The following is a 16,084-nucleotide window of genomic DNA, read 5'->3' on the forward strand; positions in this document are numbered from 1 at the left end:
AAGAATCTCGCCCCTGGGTTGTCGAATCCGGCACCGCGCGTTCGACGCACTGGTGAAAGCGGCGCACCGCAAGGCCAGGCGCGACGGAGGCACCGGAATGCGGACATTGCACCTCGGACTGCGGGTGACCGACCTCGATCGGTCGCTGGCGTTCTACCCGGCGATCGGCTACGAGACGGGCACCGGCGTGAGCCACCTGGTCGTGCAGGTCAAGTCGAGGGCCGACACGCTCGCCGCGCTGGCCGCCCGCCGGATCGAACTCGTCCAGTGGCCCGCTCACCACGCCGACGGCATGACCATCGTCGACTTCCTCGAAAAGGAGATCGGGAAATGAGCAGAACCCCAGTGCGGCTGTACATGTCCGTGTCCGTCGACGGATACATCGCCGGCCCGGACGACCGGCCCGGCCAGGAGCTCGGCCGCGACGGATTCCGGCTGTTCGACTGGCTCGACGACCGGGCGGAGGAGGGGATCAACGGGCAGGTGTACGCCGAGGCATCCGCGACCGGCGCGGTGATCTCCGGACGCCGCACGTTCGAGCTGGCCAACCGGTGGCACGGCGACCACCACGACGGCGTCCCGATCCACGTGCTCACCCACCATGTCGACCCGGGCGACGCGCCGCCGGGCAGCGCGATGTTCTACACCGACGTCAACGCGTGCGCCGACGAAGCCCGCGACAAAGCGGGGGAGCGGGCCGTGCTGGTCCACGGCGCGGGCGCGGCGCAGGCACTCCTGGCCGCGGACCAGCTCGACGAAATCGAACTGCACCTGATTCCGGTGCTGCTGGGCGCGGGACGGCGGCTGTTCGAACCGACCGGGCTCGGCCGCGTCGAACTCGAGCCCGTGCGGCGGCTCGAAGGCCGCGGCGTCACCCACCTCCGTTACCGCGTAGTCCGGTGACATCCGGACTACGCGGCTCTCGTCAGCGCGCGTACACGCCGACGTCGTCGATGTTGGCCTTCGAGCGATCAGGCAGCGCGATCACGCACGCCACGGTCACCACGACGGACGCGACGATGTAGATCGAGATCGAGTACGGCGTGCCGGTGGTGTGCAGCAACCAGGCCGCCAGCAACGGCGCGGGACCGCCCGCGAACACCGACGCCAGCTGGTATCCCAGCCCCGCCCCGCCATAGCGCAGATGAGTCGGGAAACTCTCGCCGATCAGCGCCGCCTGCGGGCCGTACTGCATCGAATGCGCCACCAGGGACACGATGATGGCGAGGAAGATCATCCCGTGCCCGCTGTGGGTCAGGACCGTGAAGTACGGGAACGCGATCACCCCGGTCAGCACCGCGCCGGTCAGGTACACCTGTTTGCGCCCGATCCGGTCGGAGAACTGGGAAAACAGCGGGATCAGCACCAATTCCGCCGCGGCCCCGACCAGGACCGCGTTGAGCACGAACGTTTTGCTGAACTCCGGTCGCTGCACGACATAGACCAGGACGTAGCTGGTGAACAGGTAGAACGGCATCTGCTCGCTGAAGCGCAACCCGGCCGACAGCAGGATTTCCCGCCAGTGGTGCCGGACCACGTCCTTCACCGGGGCTTTCGACGTGCGCTTGGCCGCGACCGCCGCGGCGAACATCGGCGTTTCCAGAATCCGCAGCCGGATGACCAGGCCGATCGCCACCAGCACCAGGCTCAGCAGGAACGGGATCCGCCAGCCCCACGACGAAAAGGCTTCCGGCGAAAGGGTCGCCGACAGCAGGGTCATCCCGCCGGTGCCGAGCACGAGACCAACGGGGACGCCGACTTGCGCGAAACTCGCCAGCAGGCCGCGTCGTCGCTGGTCGCCCCATTCCATGGCCAGCAGCACCGAACCGCTCCACTCGCCGCCGATCGCGATGCCCTGCACCAGGCGCAGCAGGACGAGGATCAACGGGGCGGCGATGCCGATGGTCGCCGCGCCGGGAAGCAGGCCGACCACGGCCGAGGAAAGGCCCATCAGCAGGAGCGTCACGATGAGCGTCGCCTTGCGGCCGAGCCGGTCGCCCCAATGGCCGAAGATCGCCGCGCCGACCGGGCGGGCCGCGAAACCGACCGCGTAGGTCGCGAACGACTGCATCACCCCGGCGTAGGCCGACGACGCGGGGAAGAACAGATGGGGAAAGACCAACGCGGCGGCGGTGTTGTAGAGGAAGAAGTCGTACCACTCGATGGTGGTTCCGATCGACCCGGCCAGGGCCGCCCGGCGTACCTGCACCCGCCGGTCGCCGGTCGACGCTTGGACTGACTGGGTGACCTCGTTGTCGCCTAGAGTCATGGTCGTGCACCTCTCGTGACGGTCGTCACACTACAGTGTGAACGACCGGCAGAGGTTTGACGATTCCTGACGCCTGCTCCGGACGGGTTGTTTCCGCCCCTGCGGCACGCCGGACGGACCAGTATCGGGCGCCGCGCGGCCAGCACGCGCGACTACCATCACAGCCGTGACGGAGGACAAACCGCTGCGCGCCGACGCGCGGCGAAACCGCGCGAAGGTGCTCGAAGCCGCCGAGACGGTTTTCGCGGCCAAGGGCACCGGTGCGCCGACCGAAGAGGTCGCGCGCGAGGCCGGCGTCGGCATCGGCACGGTGTTCCGGCACTTCCCCACAAAAGAAGCCCTCCTGGAAGCCGTGCTCTACGCGCGGCTGCACCGGTTCGTCGACGAGGCCGACGCGGTCGTCGCGCAGAACGCCGAGGACGCCGGGGCCGCGTTCTTCACCTTCCTCACCAGCTGGATCGAGATGTCCAGCGCCAAAAACGCCTACTTCGAAGCACTCACCGCGGCCGGGGTGTGCGTCCCGAGCACGGGTTCGGTGATCGGGGAGCGGCTGCGCGAATCCCTCGGCGTGCTCCTGCGCCGCGCCCAGGACAGCGGCGCGGTGCGGCGCGACGTCACCACCACCGAACTGATCCCGGTGATCATCGGCACCGCGAAGGCGGCCGAGCACGTCGGGTCCGACCGCGCGCTGCGGGACCGCACGATCGCGATCCTCTTCGACGGCCTCCGCACCTGAGTCAGCGCAGCACGGCGGCCAGCAGATCGGTGCCGAGCGAGGACAGCTGCGGCAAGTCGAGCGAATAGCGCACGTACCGGCCCTGTCTCTTCGTGGTGAGCAGGCCCGCCCCGCGCAGGACCGCGAGATGCCGGGACACCTCCGGCGCGGACAGATCCCAGCTGTGCGCCAGTTCGCTGGTGGTGTGCGGGCTGCGCGCGAGTGTGCGGACCAGGCGCAGCCGCACCGGATGCGCGAGCGCGTCGAGCCGCAGTTCAACGATTTCCAGCGGCACCGGCGCGATGTCGGCGACCGGATACTGCACCACCGGCCGCCAGCCCGCCGCGTGCACCACGACCAGGTGCGGACTGCCGAACACGCTGGGGATGAAGGTGACGCTTTCTCGCGCGGCGGTCGCCTTGTCCTGCAGCTTGTCCACGACGATGCGGCAGCCGTCTTCCGACAACGCGACCGCGCTGGACACCGCGTCGAGCGCCGCGCGGATTCCCTTGTGCCGCAACAGATCCTGCTTGCGCCGCAGATCTGCGGAGAGCTGTGGTTCCAGGCCGGCCCAAGCACTGTCGAAGAACGCTTCGGCGCATTGCTCGAGGGTGTCGCGGATCCGGGCGCGCGTGGCCGCGGGATCGGTCAGCAGGCTTTCGGCGAACGCTTCCTGACGAGGGCCGCGCGCTTGGGCGAGGTCGAGGGCGCGTTCCCGCGATACCGGGTCGGTGAGCGGAGACCCGGTCGCGATCCGGGTGCTGCCGCAGGTCGAGACGAGCGCCGCGGTCGCATAGGTTTCGTCGTCGATCGCGTCGACGTCAGCCAGTTCCTCGGCGAGAGCCGGGCGTGGACGTCCGGGCAACAGGAAGTCGGCTTGCGAGGACCGCCACAGGGAATCCGCCTCTCGCACGCGTTCGGCCAGCTCCGGCCGCAGCCCGGCCCAGACTTCGCCCGCCCACGCGGCAAACCGCGGGTGATGGCCCGGTTCGGCCAGCACGTGCAGCATCGCGGTCAGCTCCGCGAGCGGCGACGCGGCGAACCGCACCTGCTCGGCCGGCAGTCCGGCGATGTCGATCCTCAACGGCACCGCACCAGCATCGCCGATCGAGCGGTGCGGGACTTCGCCGGTTGACGGAAACTGCGAATCGGAGTGCTCCGCCCGAGGCCCGCGCGGCACTGTCGAGCGCCATGACCACCAAGATCCGGCCGAGCGCGCTGCTCCGCGTCTCCGGCGGCCCGCGCTACGCGGCCGCCATGGCCGTCGACGCGCTCGGCACCGGCCTGTTGCGCCCGTTTCTCCTGATCTACGGCGTGACCGTGCTGGGCTTGTCCGCGCCTGCGACCGGTGCGGCCATGACCGCAGGCGTGCTCGTCGGCCTCGGCTGCATGCCGTGCGTGGGGCGATGGCTCGATCGAGGTGCGCGCACCACCGTGGTGGCCGCTTCGATGCTGGTGCGCGCGCTCGGCGTCGCGATGCTGCTGGCCGCGCCGACGGGGGAGATGTGGCCGTTCGTCGGCGCGGCGATCCTGCTCTCCGCAGGCAACCAGGCTTGGCCAGCAGCACATGCCGCGCTCGTCGCGACGCTCGCCACCGGCCGGGAACGCGACGCCGCCCTCGCCGCAGGCCGTTCCCTCCGCAACGCAGCGCTCGGCATCGGCGCGTTGCTCGCGACCGCGTGCCTGGCAGGCGGCTCGGATGCGTTGCGCGCCATGGCGATCGGCACCGGAATCGCGTACCTGGTCGCCGCGGGCTTGGCTTGGTCAGTGCGGTTGCGCGCCCCGGCTATGCCGGCGGAGCCGACCGTCGAACGCGCGCCGCGGATGGGTGCGCTGCTGGGCGCGAACGTCGTCTACGCGTTCTGCCTCAACGTCCCGGAGATCGCGTTGCCGCTGGTCCTGACCGCGTACCTGCACGCGTCCCCGGTGTGGTCGGCAGCGATCTTCGTGGCCAACACGGTGCTCGTGGTCGCCCTGCAAGTGCCGGTCACCGTCCTGCTGGCGCGGATGTCCCGGCGAACCGCACTAGCGACCGGCGGAGTCGTGCTGGCGGTGTCCTACCTCGGTTTCCTCGCCGCGACCCTGCTCGGATCCGGCTGGGCGGCACCGGCGATCGCCGCGGTCTCGGTGGTCTGCACCATCGGCGAGATCATCTACGCGGGCAGCGCCACCGCCTTCGTCCTGGCCCTGGCACCCGCACGCCTGCTCGGGCAGGCGGCCGCCCGCTTCGAACTGTCGACCGGCATCGGACTCGCGGTCTCCCCGGCAGTGCTCACCGCACTCGCTCCGCTCGGGCCGGGCGTGCTCTGGGGCGGTCTCGCCGGAGCTACGCTGCTGTCCGCGGGTGCCGTGACCAGGGCGGGGGAGCCGGGCCTAAACTGAGGCAATGACCAACCGCTTAGTCTGTATTGGCGACTCGTTCACCGAAGGCGTCGGGGACGACGATCCGTCCGCGCGCAACGGCGTGCGCGGCTGGGCCGACCGGGTCGCCGAGGTGCTGGCTGCCGGGGAGCCGGGATTCCAGTACGCCAATCTGGCGGTGCGGGGGAAGCTCCTGCCGCAGGTGCTGAACGAGCAGATCGAACCGGCACTGGCGATGAAGCCGGACCTCGTCACCGTCTACGCGGGCGGCAACGACCTGATGCGGCCGCGCGTCGACATCGACAGCCTCGCCGACTCCTACGAACGCGCCGTGGCCCGCTTCCGCGCGGCCGGTGCGCAGGTGCTGCTGTTCACCGGCGTCGACGGCGTCGAGGACGCGCTGTTTCGCCAGATCCGCGGCCGGGTCGCGATCTACAACGAACACGTCCGCGGCATCGCGGCGCGGCACGAGACGCTGCTCGTGGACATGTGGTCGATGCGCCAACTGCGCGACCGTCGCATGTGGTCCCCGGACCGGCTTCACCTGAATGCCGCCGGGCACACCGAAATCGCCATCGCCGTCCTCGACGCGCTGGGCGTGCAGCACAGCCTCACGCACGCCGCGCTGGGACCGCGCCCCCGCCTGTCCACCCGGGAACAGCGGGCTGCAAACCTTCGCTGGGGACGGGAACACGCATTGCCGTGGATCGGCCGACGCCTGCGCGGCGAGTCCTCCGGCGACACGATCGCGCCGAAGTACCCGGAACTGCAGTCGTTCGAGGCGGTTGCTGACTGACCGGTGGTTTAGTCCGCGAGTTGCCGCGCGATCGTCAGCCACGTCTGCCCGCGTGCCTCCGCGCGCAGTTGTTCGACGGGGCTGACCGGTCGCCTAGCCCGCAAGTTGGCGCGCTCGATGGTCGGCCACGTCTGCCCGCGTGCCGCAGCGAGCAGTCGGCGCGGCTGCCGCCGCATCTGTGGCCTAGCCCGCGAGCTGCCGTGCGCGATGGTCGGCAACGTTGACCCGCGTGCCGCAGCGAGTGGAGCAGAACCGTCGGCGTCCGTTGCGCGACGTGTCCACGAACGCGACGCCGCACCCCTCGCGCGCACACACGCCGAGGCGGTGCGGCTCCTCGCACACCAGATGCGCGAGCCCGCCCGCCGTGTAGGCGTAGAACCGTTCGACCACCCCCGCGCCCTCGCTGGAGTAGTGCAGATGCGGCGCTTTCCCGTCGTGACTGGCGATATTCGGCCGACACGCGGCAACGGCGAGCAACTCGTTGAGCAGATCGATCCGCTCGCCGGTCGTCTCCGCGACGAACACCTGATGCAGCCGCCGCCCCCACGCGAGAATCCGCCCCGCCTCGTCCGCGGTGATGCGCGGCAGCACCATGTCGCGAGCCTGCCCCGCGGCCCGCACCTCGGCGGCCGTGACGTCGTCGCGCTGGGCAAGGGTCGCCAGGTCGGCGGCTACTTGCGCGCCCGCGCCGCCGTAAGGGTTGAAGTGCACTCGCCCATTACAGCACAACCCTTCTTCTTCGGAAAGACCGGCTGGAAACCGTTCTGCGGAAAATAAGATTGACGCATGCCTTCGCGGTAGGTGAAGATGATTCCACCACAGCGGATGAAGGAGCGGACATGACGAACGTGCGGACGCGGGAGATGCGAGGCCGGTATCCGGCCGCCCTCCGCGCTGTCCAGCGTGCGCCGTTCCACCAGCGCCACATCAGCCGAAAAGGCGGAATTCTGGGCGGTATCCGCTCCCTGAGCTGACGCAGCAGTCGTTGCGCGCACAGGGAGCCGCCCATCGGGAAACCGATCCGGGCGGCTTCTCTCTTCAGGGCTGTTTCGGGCAGTAAATCTCCATTTTTTCCCAACTGCTGCTGCCCATTTCCGGGCGGCGGTTCTTTGACAACTGCACAGCGAAGCAAGACATTTCCGAGACTCGTCCCCGTCGCCTCACCCGCGGCCAGGACGAGCGCCGGGTCCGGCGGCCAACCGCCGCCGGACCCGCACGGTGAAGACGGGGCGGTGGCAGCCCCACCCGGCTGTAACCCGGGTGCCCTTTGCGGCATTGAGGGTTCGACTCCCTCCTTCACCACGGCGCCCGAGCCCAGGGCGCTTCCTGCGGTCGTGGTGAACTCGGCGGACACGTCGGTCTTCCAAACCGAAGCAGAGGGTTCGATGCCCTCCGGCCGCTCGCGGTCCGGTGCCTTGGCGTCGGACGCACACCCCTGTAGCTCAGTCGGACAGAGCGCCGCACTACGAATGCGGAGGCCCCAGGTTCAAGTCCTGGCGGGGGTACGGGCCTGGCGCCGAGGGGGCGCCGGGGCTTTCCGCCGGATGCGAGGGGCAGTGGCGACCCCGCCTGGTTCGGGACCAGGAGACACCGCGTTCGACCCGCGGGCATCCGACTTCGCCGTCGCTAGTTCCCGGTTGGTGTAGCAGGCAGCACCGCGGATTTTGGATCCGCTGGCCCAGGTTCGACTCCTGGACCGGGAGCCGATGCCCGTTCGTCCAACTGGCAGGACGCCGCGCTCTGGACGCGGAAACCGAGGTTCGAACCCTCGACGGGCAGCCCCAGTTGGTGAACCGGACGTACTGACTGGGCAGGCGGTGATGACGTCACTGTTGAGTCTCTGGCGTCGTGCGAGGTGCATCAGGTCGCGCCGCGTCGTCCGTGTCTGTTCTGGAAAGCAGGGGGACGTCCGCATGATGGGTCGAACGCTCGGATCAGGCTCGCTCAATGGAGGAATCTCGGGGGTCGCCGAGGCTTCGGCGGACTGCTGCGTCATCCGGCTCCGCCGGACCGCGCCCGGGGAGCTCGCACATGAGGTACGAGCCCTCGGGAGGGAGGTTCGCCGTCTTCTGAGGCCCGAGGGGTCGGCGTGGTTGCTCGTCGAGGACGGCCGTAGTGGCGAGAGCCTTGCGGGCCGTCCGTGGCGGGTGGCGTTCGCGCCTCAGCATGAACGATGGCTGCTGCGCAATGCCGTTGTTGTCGAGCCCGCCTCGAGGACCGGTGAGACGGTGCTGTTTTGCGTGAAGCAGGCCCGGTACTTCTTCGGCGTGGAGACGGTCCGGGTGCTGCCAGGTTCGGCTCGCGGTGATGTCGTGTTGCCCGACGAGCCCGGTCTTGCCGATCGGGTGGTGTTAGCGGCCTGTCCGGACGGCGGAATCGTTCTGGATCTGACGGACACCACGGAGTTCGAGATCGCGGCGCACCGGTGGGGACGTAAGGTTATCCGGATTCCATCGGGCCTGACGGCAGCGTGAGGGTTCGCGTTACGGGAGAACGCGAATAGATCCCTGCGGGCTCGCCCCCGCATTCAGCAGCGGATGCTTGAATAAGTGATCAAGCATATCTCGCTTCATCTGCTCGGATGAGACTCGTGTACGCGCCGACTCTCCGGTTGCCGACGACGAGGGCGAGAACCCGGCGGTCAGGCGGTGGCTTCCTCGTCCGCCCAGAGGCCGCGTTCCTCCAGCGACTTGATGACGCTGTCGGCACCTTCGAGGATGTGCCGTTCGGCGATCGTTCGCGCCTTCCGGGCGTGTCGGCCGCGCAGGGCTTGGACCAGTTCCACGTGGTCGTTGCGGGTGGCGGTGACGTGTTCCTCGATCGAGGCGTAGAAACGGTTCGGCAGGTGCTTGACCACCGAGTTGAGCAGCATCGTGAGCCGGTGCGAGTCGGCTGCGAGGTTGATTTGACGGTGGAAGTCGTGGCCTAGCCGGGTGACGGTTTCGGGGTCGCCGGCTTTGGCGGCCTTTTCGAAGTCGTCGTTGATGGCTTCCAGCCGGGCGATCTCGTCGGGAGTGATCCGCTTCGCCGCGCGGGCGGCGAGTTCGGCGGAGAACTGGGCCTGGGCCCAGAACAGGTCGCGGATGTCCTGGCGGGAAACCGGGGCGACGACGAATCCGCGGCGCGGCACCAGCTCCACGAAGCCTTCACTGCTCAGCGATAGCAGGCCTTCGCGGACCGGGGTGTTGCTGACGCCCACGGCCTCGGCGATCGGCTCGGTGCGCAGGAATTCGCCCGGTTTGACCTGGCCCGACATGATCAGCTCGCGGACGTAGGTCGCCACTTCTTCGGGCAGCTGCTTCCGGCCGTCGGCCGTGCGCAGGCGCGGCGAGTCGTAGGCCACGGTCACCTCCCAGGTCTAGTGGCAACATCATATACAACGTTTTGGATTTCGCGGACGAGGCGGGTCAGGTCGCGGCGAGGAAATCGAGCAGGTGCTTGGTGAAGATGTCGTTGTCGTCGCCCGCCACCATGTGCCCGGCCTGGACTTCCTCGAACCGGGCCGACGGCAGGAGCCGCCGCAGGTCCTCGACACTTTCGGCGGTGACAACGTCGGACTGGCTGCCGCGCACGAGCATCGTCGGGACGCGCAGGGAGCGGGCGGCGCGGGCGAGCCGGTCGGCTTCGGCATCCCGGTTGGGTTCGTCGCGGACGTCGAGGAACTTCGGGTCCCAGTGCCAGTACCAGCGGCCGTTCGCGTGCTGCCGGACGTTCTTGCGGAGCCCGTCCAGGCTGCGCGGGCGCGGCCGGTGCGGGTTGTAGGCGTGGATCGCGTCGGCGACTTCCTCAAGGGAAGCGAACCCGTCCGGCGCTCCGGCCATGAACTCCGCTATGCGGGCCCGGCCTTCTTCGGAGGTTCGCGGCGCGACGTCGACCAGCACCAGGCCGGCGGCGCAGCCTGGGCGTTCCCCGGCGGCGGCGAGGGAGGTGATGCCGCCGAGGGATGCGCCGACCAGCACTGGGGGTTCGGGCAAGGTGTCGAGGACTGCGTAGAGGTCGCCGACGAAAGAGTCCAGCGAGTAGTTGCCGTCGGGAGCCCACGTGCTGTCCCCGTGTCCGCGGGCGTCGAGCGAGATGGTTGTCCAGCCGTCGGCGGCGACGCGTTCGGCGGTCTTTCGCCAGGAGTGCCGGGTCTGCCCGCCGCCGTGCAGGAATACGGCGGTGCCTCGCGCGGCGCCGTCCGGTGCCCGGTGGTCTCCCGAAAGCCGGACGCCGTTGTGGGGGAAGGACACCGGATCGGTGCGGACGCCGCGCGAGGTCACTCGCACTCCTCTCGTAAAGGATCGTTGTTGCGGATAATATATTTATCGTTCGCCGGGGTGCGCTGCGGACGGCTGCACGGACGGCGCGGGAGCCGGGGCGGGATCGGGCAGTTCTCGCAGGAATACGCCAGCGATGACGGAAAGCGCCGAGACCGCTGAGATGTAGATGGCGATCGAAACCCAGCTTCCGGTCGCTTCGAACAACGCGGCCGACAGCAGGGGAGCGAGGGAGCCGCCCAGTGCGGCACCGATGTTGACGCTCACCGCGGCGCCGGTGTAGCGGACGTTGGTGGGGAAGGCGAGGGAGAAGAACGCCGGGAAGGTCGCGAAGCTGGCGGCGTAGGTGAGGAAGACGAAGAGGAAGCCGAGCAGCATCAGGCCGTAGTTGCGGGTCTGGAACAAGAGGAACCACACGAACGGCGAGACCACGAAGGCCGCGGCGGAGGCCAGGAAGACCGGTTTGCGGCCGATCCGGTCGCTGAGTGCGCCGAACAGCGGCATCGCGAAGATGACGATCACGGTCATGATCAAGATGATCGTGGGGACGGTGCTGTGCGGAAGATGCAGCGACGAAGTGCCTTAGGAGAGCGAGAAAACCGAGGCAACATAGAAGTTCGCGCCGAGTCCGAGCGCGCCGAGGGCGACGAGGATCATCTGCCGCCACGAAGTGCGGACCGCGTCGACGAGCGGAGCGCGGCGAACGGCGGAAGTGCGCTCCACCTGGACGAATTCAGGGCTTTCTTCCAGCTTCAGCCGGACGTAGACGCCGACCGCGATCAGCGTGGCACTCAGCAGGAACGGGATGCGCCAGCCCCAGCTGAGGAACGCGTCGTCGGGCATTTGCGACAAGGCGAGCAACACGAGATTCGAAAGCAGCAGGCCCCATGCGGAACCTGAGTTGACGAAAGCGCCGGACAACCCGCGTCGTCCGGCACGGGTGCTTTCGATGCTCAGCACCCACGCGCCGCCCTGCTCGCCGCCGAGAGCGAGGCCTTGGACCAGCCTGGCGAGCACCAGCAGGATTGGCGCGGCCAGGCCGATTTGCTGGTAGGTCGGGAGAACGCCGATCGCGGTGGTGCCGACGCCCATCAGGGTGATCGTGACGAACAGGGTGCGCTTGCGGCCGAGCCGGTCGCCGAAGTGCCCGAAGATCGCCGCGCCGACCGGGCGCATGACGAACGCGACGGCGAACGTCGAGAGCGAGAGCAGCACCCCGATCGCGGGGTCGGCGGTGGGGAAGAACAGCTTGTTGAACGCCAGTGAGGCGGCGGAGCCGTAGACGAAGAAATCGTAGTACTCGATCGTCGAGCCGATCATGCTCGCGAACGCGGCCCGGCGGGCCTGCCGGCCGCTCGGTGTGGTGGTCATGCAGACCGCCCTTCGTGGGGGAACCGTGCGGTCGGCGGACCTCGCCGGTCTCCGATGACCGCTTGGAACATTAAATATTATGTTGATGCTTACAGGCCGGTGGGCGAGTGTCAATGATCGAGATCGCGGTGCTCGGCGGTGGTTTCGGCTTGTGGTCGGACGGCTACGGAACGTCTGTCGCCGGCCGGAGTGCGGGGGAGGGCGGCGGGCGGCCCGTTGCGGTTGAGCGGAAACAGTGCGGTGGCTCTGGCGTTTTCCGCGGGCACGGCATCGGGACGCGCAGGAAAGGCTCCGGAGGGAGATAACGTAAAATGTATCGTGTATCCAATGGTCCGGTCGCGTGGCGGACGTCCGGGACGGGCAAGACACGGCGCGGTGGCGGCATTCGCTGAAAGGCGAGGTCATGGAGGAGATCCGGGAGCGCATCTTCTCCGGGTCCTGGCGGCCGGGCGCGCGGATCGACCAGGGAGGCCTCGCCGATTACCTGGGGGTGAGCCGCCTGCCGGTGCGGGAGGCGCTGATTGTGCCGCATCGCGGAGTGTTCCCGGCCTCCTTGACTCGTGAAGACATCCGGGACCAGTACCTGATGCTCGCCGGGCTTGCCGCGGAGCGAGCGGCGACGCGTTTGCCGAAACCGGAGCTGGACGCGTTGGCTGACCTCGCGGAGCAGTTGGAGACAGAGGAATCGCCGGCGGCGCAGGAGCGGCTGAATTTCGAGTTCCACCGCGTGCTCAATCGCGGGGCTGAATCCCCTCGACTGCTGAGCGAACTGAAACTGCTGGCAGCGGGCGTCCCGGCCGGGTTCTACGAAGCTCATCACGGCTGGGCGGAGACGGCGCATCAGGACCACCGCGAGATCGTGGCGGCAGTGCGGACCAGGTCTCGGGTGAAGGCGCGCAGGCTGGTCGAAGGGCACTTCCGGCGCGGCGGCGATCAGGCTGTCGCGTTGCTGGAGGAACGCGGCTTCTGGAGGGTCCCCGAGCCGGGCAGGCGGATCAAGGCGGGTCGCTGAGGCCTGCCTTCCGCGCTGTCTCCGACGGCAGTACGCCGAAGCGGCGGCGGTACTGAGCGGCGAACCGGCTGAGGTGGAAAAATCCCCAGCGTGCGGCGACTTCGGTGACCGAGCCGCCGGTTCCCGCGGTCAGTTCGCGATGGGCGCGGTCGAGTCGGACCTGGCGGACGTACGCGGCGGGGGAGACCCCGGCGACGTCCTGGAAGCCCGCCTGCAACGCTCGCGCGCTCAGGCCCGCCTGTGCGGCCAGATCGGCGATGCTGGTGATCGCGGCAGGATTCGCGTCGACGTACTCCATCACGTCCCGGATCCGGGACTGCCGGGGCGGGGCGGGGTTTCCGTGCAACACCGGGGAAAGCTGGTTCGGCGCGGTCATCAGCAGCTGTGTCATGAGGACCGCCTCCAGTTCATGGCACGCGGTCGGCATGGTCGGGAGGCCGTTCGGGCGGGTCAGTTCGGAGTAGAGGAACCCGACCGTCGCGAGCAGCGACTGCCCGCGTCCGGAGTGCAGGTCGAAGGTGAGGTCGAACCGGATTCCCTCGCTGCCGCGCAGTCCGGCGAGCTTCGCTGCGTGATTGTCGAGAACCGGCTTGGGGATCTTCAGCACGTACTGCCGCGCGTCGGCGCTCCACCGCACTCGCAGCGGGGCGTCCGGCAAGAACGTCGCGCCTGACTGTCCGGCCCGGATCGTCTGGCGCGCACCGGACTGTTCGGCGGTGCTGGTGCCGGAGACGGGCAGGTTCAGGTCGTAGCAGTCGCGCATCGGAGGCGCGGTGACGACCGCGTCCGCGCCGTAGGCGATCTGGCTGAGCGTGAGCCGCGGTCCCGGTGCGAGGTCGAGCCGGAAGTCCAGGCGGCCCGAGAGCCGGACGTCGTGTTCCACGAACGCGCGGCTGGCTTCTTCGCGGGCGGCGTCGAGGTCGTCCGTGCGGAAGCGCAGCGGCTGCCCAGGGGCAGCAGCGAGCTCCTTCGCGGGCACTGCTGCCTCCTTTGGCTCGCTCACTAAATATTTAATGTGTGATGTTACGAGCAGGACCGGAGCAGGGCAAGCCGTGCGCATTCCGGCTGTCCCGGCAGCGGTTCGCGGATAGTGACGGCCGTCTCCCCGACCGTACGGTTCTCGCCATCTTCCCCCGGCCGGGATCAATGCAACGAAGCATCGAGGGAGCGTCATGGGCTTTTTCATCCAGACGGACACCGGAGGGACGTTCACCGACACGGTCGTCCTCGACTCCGACGGGGCCGTGACCATCGGCAAACGGCCTTCCACCCCGCCGGAGTTCGTCCAGGGTGTCGTGGACAGCGTCTCGGACGCGGCGGCCAACCTGGGCCGCTCCCTGCCGGACGTGCTGAGCGAGACCGAGGCGTTCGCCTACGGCACCACGATCGTCACGAACGCCATCACCACCGGTCAGGCGGCGAACGCCGGCATCATCACGACCCGAGGGTTCGCCGACACGCTGTCGATCGCCCGAGCGACGAGCCGGACGAACGGGTTCAGCACCGAAAGCCTCCGCAAGTACGCCGAGCGCCGCAAGCCGGACCAGCTGGTGCCTCATACCCGACGCATGATCAAAGAGGTCAGCGAGCGCGTCGACTACAAAGGCTCGGTCATCTCCCCGTTGGACGAGCAGAGCGTGCGCACGGCGATCGCCGAACTAGTCGAGGCCGGGGTGACCGCGATCGCGGTGTGCCTGCTGTGGTCCTTCCGCAACGACGCGCACGAGAAGCGGGTCCGCGAGCTCGTCGGGGAACTCGCTCCCGACGTGCCGGTGACGCTTTCCTGCGAGCTGGCCCCGAAACTGGGCGAGTACCAGCGGATGGCGGCGACCGCCTACAACGCGGCGATGACTCCGGTCGCGACCGAGCACATCCGCCGGCTCGAAGAGACAATGGCCGAGGTGAAGCTCGGGCGCGGCCGGATGCTGGTGATGCAGGGCAACGGCGGCCTCGACCGGGCAGCGACCGTGCAGCAGCTGCCAGTGAACCTGATCGGTTCCGGACCGACCGGCGGGGTGCTCGGTGCCCAGAAACTCGGCGAGGCCATGGGAATGCCGAACGTCATCTGCACCGACGTCGGCGGCACCACCTTCGACGTCGGCCTCGTGGTCGACGGCAGCCCGGTGCTGACGCCGACCACGATCGTGCACCAGCACGAGCTGTTCCTGCCGGTCGTGGACGTCGTTTCGATCGGCGCGGGCGGCGGCAGCATCGCGCGGGTCGACGCGCTGTCGGGGCGGCTGACGGTCGGCCCGGAGAGCGCGGGGGCGCGGCCCGGCCCGGTTTGCTACGCCCAGGGCGGCGAGTACCCGACGGTCACCGACGCCGACGTCATCCTCGGGTTCATCGATCCGGAGACGTTCCTCGGCGGCAAGATGCGGCTCGACGTCGCTTCCGCGCGAGACGCGGTGGACAAGCACGTCGCGCAGCCGCTGGGGTTGTCGATCGAGGAAGCGGCGGCCGCGATCGCGGAGATCGCCGACCATCACATGGCCGATCTCGTGCGGCAGATGACCGTCGAACGCGGCTACGACCCGCGCGAGTTCGCGGTCTTCCTGTTCGGCGGGGGCGGCCCGCTGCACGGCACCGCATACGCCGCGCAGCTCGGCGCGAAGTCGATGGTCGTGCCCGGGGGAGAGCTGGCTTCGGTGTTCTCCGCGTGGGGCATCGCGAGTGCGGACATCCACCACACGCACGAGCTGTCGCATCCAGTCGCGGCTCCGTTCCCGGTCGACGAGGTCGCCCGGGTGTTCGCGGACCTGGAACAGGAGGCGATGGAGCGGCTCGCGGGCGACGGCGTGCCGGAGAAGGACCGCCGCTTGGAGCGGTTCGCCGAACTACGGTACGGAACCCAGGTGCACGAGGTGACCGTTCCGGTGCCCGCGGGCGCGCTCACCGAGGAGTCGATGGCCCAGGTGGCCCAGGCGTTCGAGGATCGGTACGAGCAGCTGTTCGGCAAGGTCAGCGCGTTCGCCGCGGCCGGAATCGAGTGGATGAACTTCCGGGTCCAGGCCTACGGCATCCGGCCGAAGCCCGGCATCAAGCAGGTCGCGCCGGAGCCCGGCGCGCAGGCCGAACCGAACCGGTTCCGCGACGTGTACTGGTACGAGGAGCGCGGCTCGCTGCGCACCGCGATCTACAGCCCGGACGGCATGGTCCCCGGCGTATCGCTCTCCGGCCCCGCCGTGATCGAGCTGCCGACGACCACGGTCGCGGTGCGGCCCGGGCAGCGGCTCGACGTCGACGGCTTCGGCAACTACGTCATCACCGTCCCCTGACCCGACGAGCACGAGGGAACATC

General features: G+C 69.0%; 17 protein-coding genes and 5 tRNA genes. 14 read left to right on the plus strand and 8 right to left on the minus strand.

Features of this window, described 5'->3' with window-relative positions; translation table 11 throughout:
• Positions 1-97 precede the first annotated feature (97 nt).
• Together DMP23_RS16385 and DMP23_RS16390 are read left to right on the plus strand one after the other, a co-directional pair.
• Positions 98-334 (plus strand): VOC family protein, encoded by a 237-nt coding sequence (locus DMP23_RS16385; protein ID WP_134732235.1) that lies wholly within the window; start codon positions 98-100, stop codon positions 332-334.
• The gene (locus DMP23_RS16390) at positions 331-903 is read left to right on the plus strand and encodes a dihydrofolate reductase family protein (RefSeq protein ID WP_337821571.1); all 573 of its coding nucleotides are present in this window, start codon (positions 331-333) and stop codon (positions 901-903) included. The genes DMP23_RS16385 and DMP23_RS16390 overlap by 4 nt, the downstream gene beginning before the upstream one ends.
• 22 nt (positions 904-925) lie before the next feature.
• Here DMP23_RS16390 and DMP23_RS16395 read toward each other — a convergent pair whose 3' ends face one another.
• Entirely contained in the window at positions 926-2,269 is a 1,344-nt protein-coding gene (locus DMP23_RS16395) for an MFS transporter (RefSeq protein ID WP_134661470.1), read from the minus strand.
• A 166-nt stretch (positions 2,270-2,435) separates the two neighbouring features.
• On the opposite strand from DMP23_RS16395, the gene DMP23_RS16400 reads away from it, so the two are divergent.
• A complete protein-coding gene (locus tag DMP23_RS16400) occupies positions 2,436-3,005 on the plus strand; it encodes a TetR/AcrR family transcriptional regulator (protein ID WP_238606060.1) in 570 nt (189 codons plus the stop codon).
• A 1-nt stretch (position 3,006) separates the two neighbouring features.
• On the opposite strand, the gene DMP23_RS16405 is transcribed toward DMP23_RS16400, so the two are convergent.
• A complete protein-coding gene (locus DMP23_RS16405) occupies positions 3,007-4,074 on the minus strand; it encodes a DUF5937 family protein (RefSeq protein ID WP_337821572.1) in 1,068 nt (355 codons plus the stop codon).
• Between the two features lie 101 nt (positions 4,075-4,175).
• Between DMP23_RS16405 and DMP23_RS16410 the strand changes: the two genes are divergently transcribed.
• On the plus strand, positions 4,176-5,366 hold the full coding sequence (locus tag DMP23_RS16410) for an MFS transporter (RefSeq protein WP_337821573.1): 1,191 nt from the start codon (positions 4,176-4,178) through the stop codon (positions 5,364-5,366).
• A 4-nt stretch (positions 5,367-5,370) separates the two neighbouring features.
• Positions 5,371-6,141, plus strand: coding sequence for an SGNH/GDSL hydrolase family protein (locus DMP23_RS16415; protein WP_037806006.1), 771 nt, complete (start codon positions 5,371-5,373; stop codon positions 6,139-6,141).
• A 183-nt stretch (positions 6,142-6,324) separates the two neighbouring features.
• On the opposite strand, the gene DMP23_RS16420 is transcribed toward DMP23_RS16415, so the two are convergent.
• Complete coding sequence (locus tag DMP23_RS16420) at positions 6,325-6,852, minus strand: CGNR zinc finger domain-containing protein (protein WP_134661466.1); 528 nt, start codon at positions 6,850-6,852, stop codon at positions 6,325-6,327.
• A gap of 128 nt (positions 6,853-6,980) precedes the next feature.
• Between DMP23_RS16420 and DMP23_RS16425 the strand changes: the two genes are divergently transcribed.
• The 7 genes from DMP23_RS16425 (at position 6,981) to DMP23_RS16455 (ending at position 8,615) form a co-directional block, all read left to right on the plus strand.
• Entirely contained in the window at positions 6,981-7,115 is a 135-nt protein-coding gene (locus DMP23_RS16425) for a hypothetical protein (protein WP_337821574.1), read from the plus strand.
• A 243-nt stretch (positions 7,116-7,358) separates the two neighbouring features.
• A tRNA-Tyr gene (locus tag DMP23_RS16430) sits at positions 7,359-7,443 on the plus strand.
• 26 nt (positions 7,444-7,469) lie between these two features.
• Positions 7,470-7,542: transfer RNA gene (locus DMP23_RS16435), tRNA-Gly, on the plus strand.
• A 30-nt stretch (positions 7,543-7,572) separates the two neighbouring features.
• Positions 7,573-7,646 (plus strand) — tRNA-Arg (locus tag DMP23_RS16440).
• 126 nt (positions 7,647-7,772) lie between these two features.
• Positions 7,773-7,844, plus strand: a tRNA-Gln gene (locus DMP23_RS16445).
• Between the two features lie 4 nt (positions 7,845-7,848).
• Positions 7,849-7,920: transfer RNA gene (locus DMP23_RS16450), tRNA-Gln, on the plus strand.
• 314 nt (positions 7,921-8,234) lie between these two features.
• On the plus strand, positions 8,235-8,615 hold the full coding sequence (locus tag DMP23_RS16455) for a hypothetical protein (protein WP_337821575.1): 381 nt from the start codon (positions 8,235-8,237) through the stop codon (positions 8,613-8,615).
• Positions 8,616-8,782: 167 nt separating this feature from the next.
• Here DMP23_RS16455 and DMP23_RS16460 read toward each other — a convergent pair whose 3' ends face one another.
• The 4 genes from DMP23_RS16460 to DMP23_RS16475 are packed head-to-tail and all read right to left on the minus strand — an operon-like array spanning position 8,783 to position 11,771.
• Complete coding sequence (locus tag DMP23_RS16460) at positions 8,783-9,490, minus strand: GntR family transcriptional regulator (RefSeq protein WP_337821576.1); 708 nt, start codon at positions 9,488-9,490, stop codon at positions 8,783-8,785.
• A 58-nt stretch (positions 9,491-9,548) separates the two neighbouring features.
• Complete coding sequence (locus DMP23_RS16465; protein WP_337821577.1) at positions 9,549-10,403, minus strand: alpha/beta fold hydrolase; 855 nt, start codon at positions 10,401-10,403, stop codon at positions 9,549-9,551.
• A 42-nt stretch (positions 10,404-10,445) separates the two neighbouring features.
• Entirely contained in the window at positions 10,446-10,970 is a 525-nt protein-coding gene (locus DMP23_RS16470) for an MFS transporter (RefSeq protein ID WP_337824405.1), read from the minus strand.
• Positions 10,971-10,982: 12 nt separating this feature from the next.
• Positions 10,983-11,771: an MFS transporter gene (locus tag DMP23_RS16475; protein ID WP_337821578.1), complete on the minus strand. Its 789-nt coding sequence runs from the start codon at positions 11,769-11,771 to the stop codon at positions 10,983-10,985.
• A gap of 340 nt (positions 11,772-12,111) precedes the next feature.
• Here DMP23_RS16475 and DMP23_RS16480 point away from each other — a divergent pair, with 340 nt between their 5' ends.
• Positions 12,112-12,783, plus strand: a complete 672-nt coding sequence (locus DMP23_RS16480; protein ID WP_337821579.1) for a GntR family transcriptional regulator — start codon at positions 12,112-12,114, stop codon at positions 12,781-12,783.
• Here the strand turns inward: DMP23_RS16480 and DMP23_RS16485 are convergent.
• Entirely contained in the window at positions 12,767-13,762 is a 996-nt protein-coding gene (locus tag DMP23_RS16485) for an AraC family transcriptional regulator (protein WP_337821580.1), read from the minus strand. The genes DMP23_RS16480 and DMP23_RS16485 overlap by 17 nt on opposite strands.
• A gap of 193 nt (positions 13,763-13,955) precedes the next feature.
• On the opposite strand from DMP23_RS16485, the gene DMP23_RS16490 reads away from it, so the two are divergent.
• Positions 13,956-16,061 (plus strand): hydantoinase/oxoprolinase family protein, encoded by a 2,106-nt coding sequence (locus tag DMP23_RS16490; RefSeq protein WP_337821581.1) that lies wholly within the window; start codon positions 13,956-13,958, stop codon positions 16,059-16,061.
• Positions 16,062-16,084: the final 23 nt, after the last annotated feature.

It is taken from the genome of Amycolatopsis sp. A1MSW2902 (assembly GCF_017312175.1).
Lineage (GTDB): Bacteria > Actinomycetota > Actinomycetes > Mycobacteriales > Pseudonocardiaceae > Amycolatopsis > Amycolatopsis nivea.

Coding starts and splice junctions, on each gene's coding strand:
- DMP23_RS16395 (WP_134661470.1), bottom strand. CDS start 2,269: ATGACTCTAGGCGACAACGAGGTCACCCAGTCAGTCCAAGCGTCGACC.
- DMP23_RS16475 (WP_337821578.1), bottom strand. CDS start 11,771: ATGACCACCACACCGAGCGGCCGGCAGGCCCGCCGGGCCGCGTTCGCG.
- DMP23_RS16425 (WP_337821574.1), top strand. CDS start 6,981: ATGACGAACGTGCGGACGCGGGAGATGCGAGGCCGGTATCCGGCCGCC.
- DMP23_RS16385 (WP_134732235.1), top strand. CDS start 98: ATGCGGACATTGCACCTCGGACTGCGGGTGACCGACCTCGATCGGTCG.
- DMP23_RS16415 (WP_037806006.1), top strand. CDS start 5,371: ATGACCAACCGCTTAGTCTGTATTGGCGACTCGTTCACCGAAGGCGTC.
- DMP23_RS16410 (WP_337821573.1), top strand. CDS start 4,176: ATGACCACCAAGATCCGGCCGAGCGCGCTGCTCCGCGTCTCCGGCGGC.
- DMP23_RS16390 (WP_337821571.1), top strand. CDS start 331: ATGAGCAGAACCCCAGTGCGGCTGTACATGTCCGTGTCCGTCGACGGA.
- DMP23_RS16490 (WP_337821581.1), top strand. CDS start 13,956: ATGGGCTTTTTCATCCAGACGGACACCGGAGGGACGTTCACCGACACG.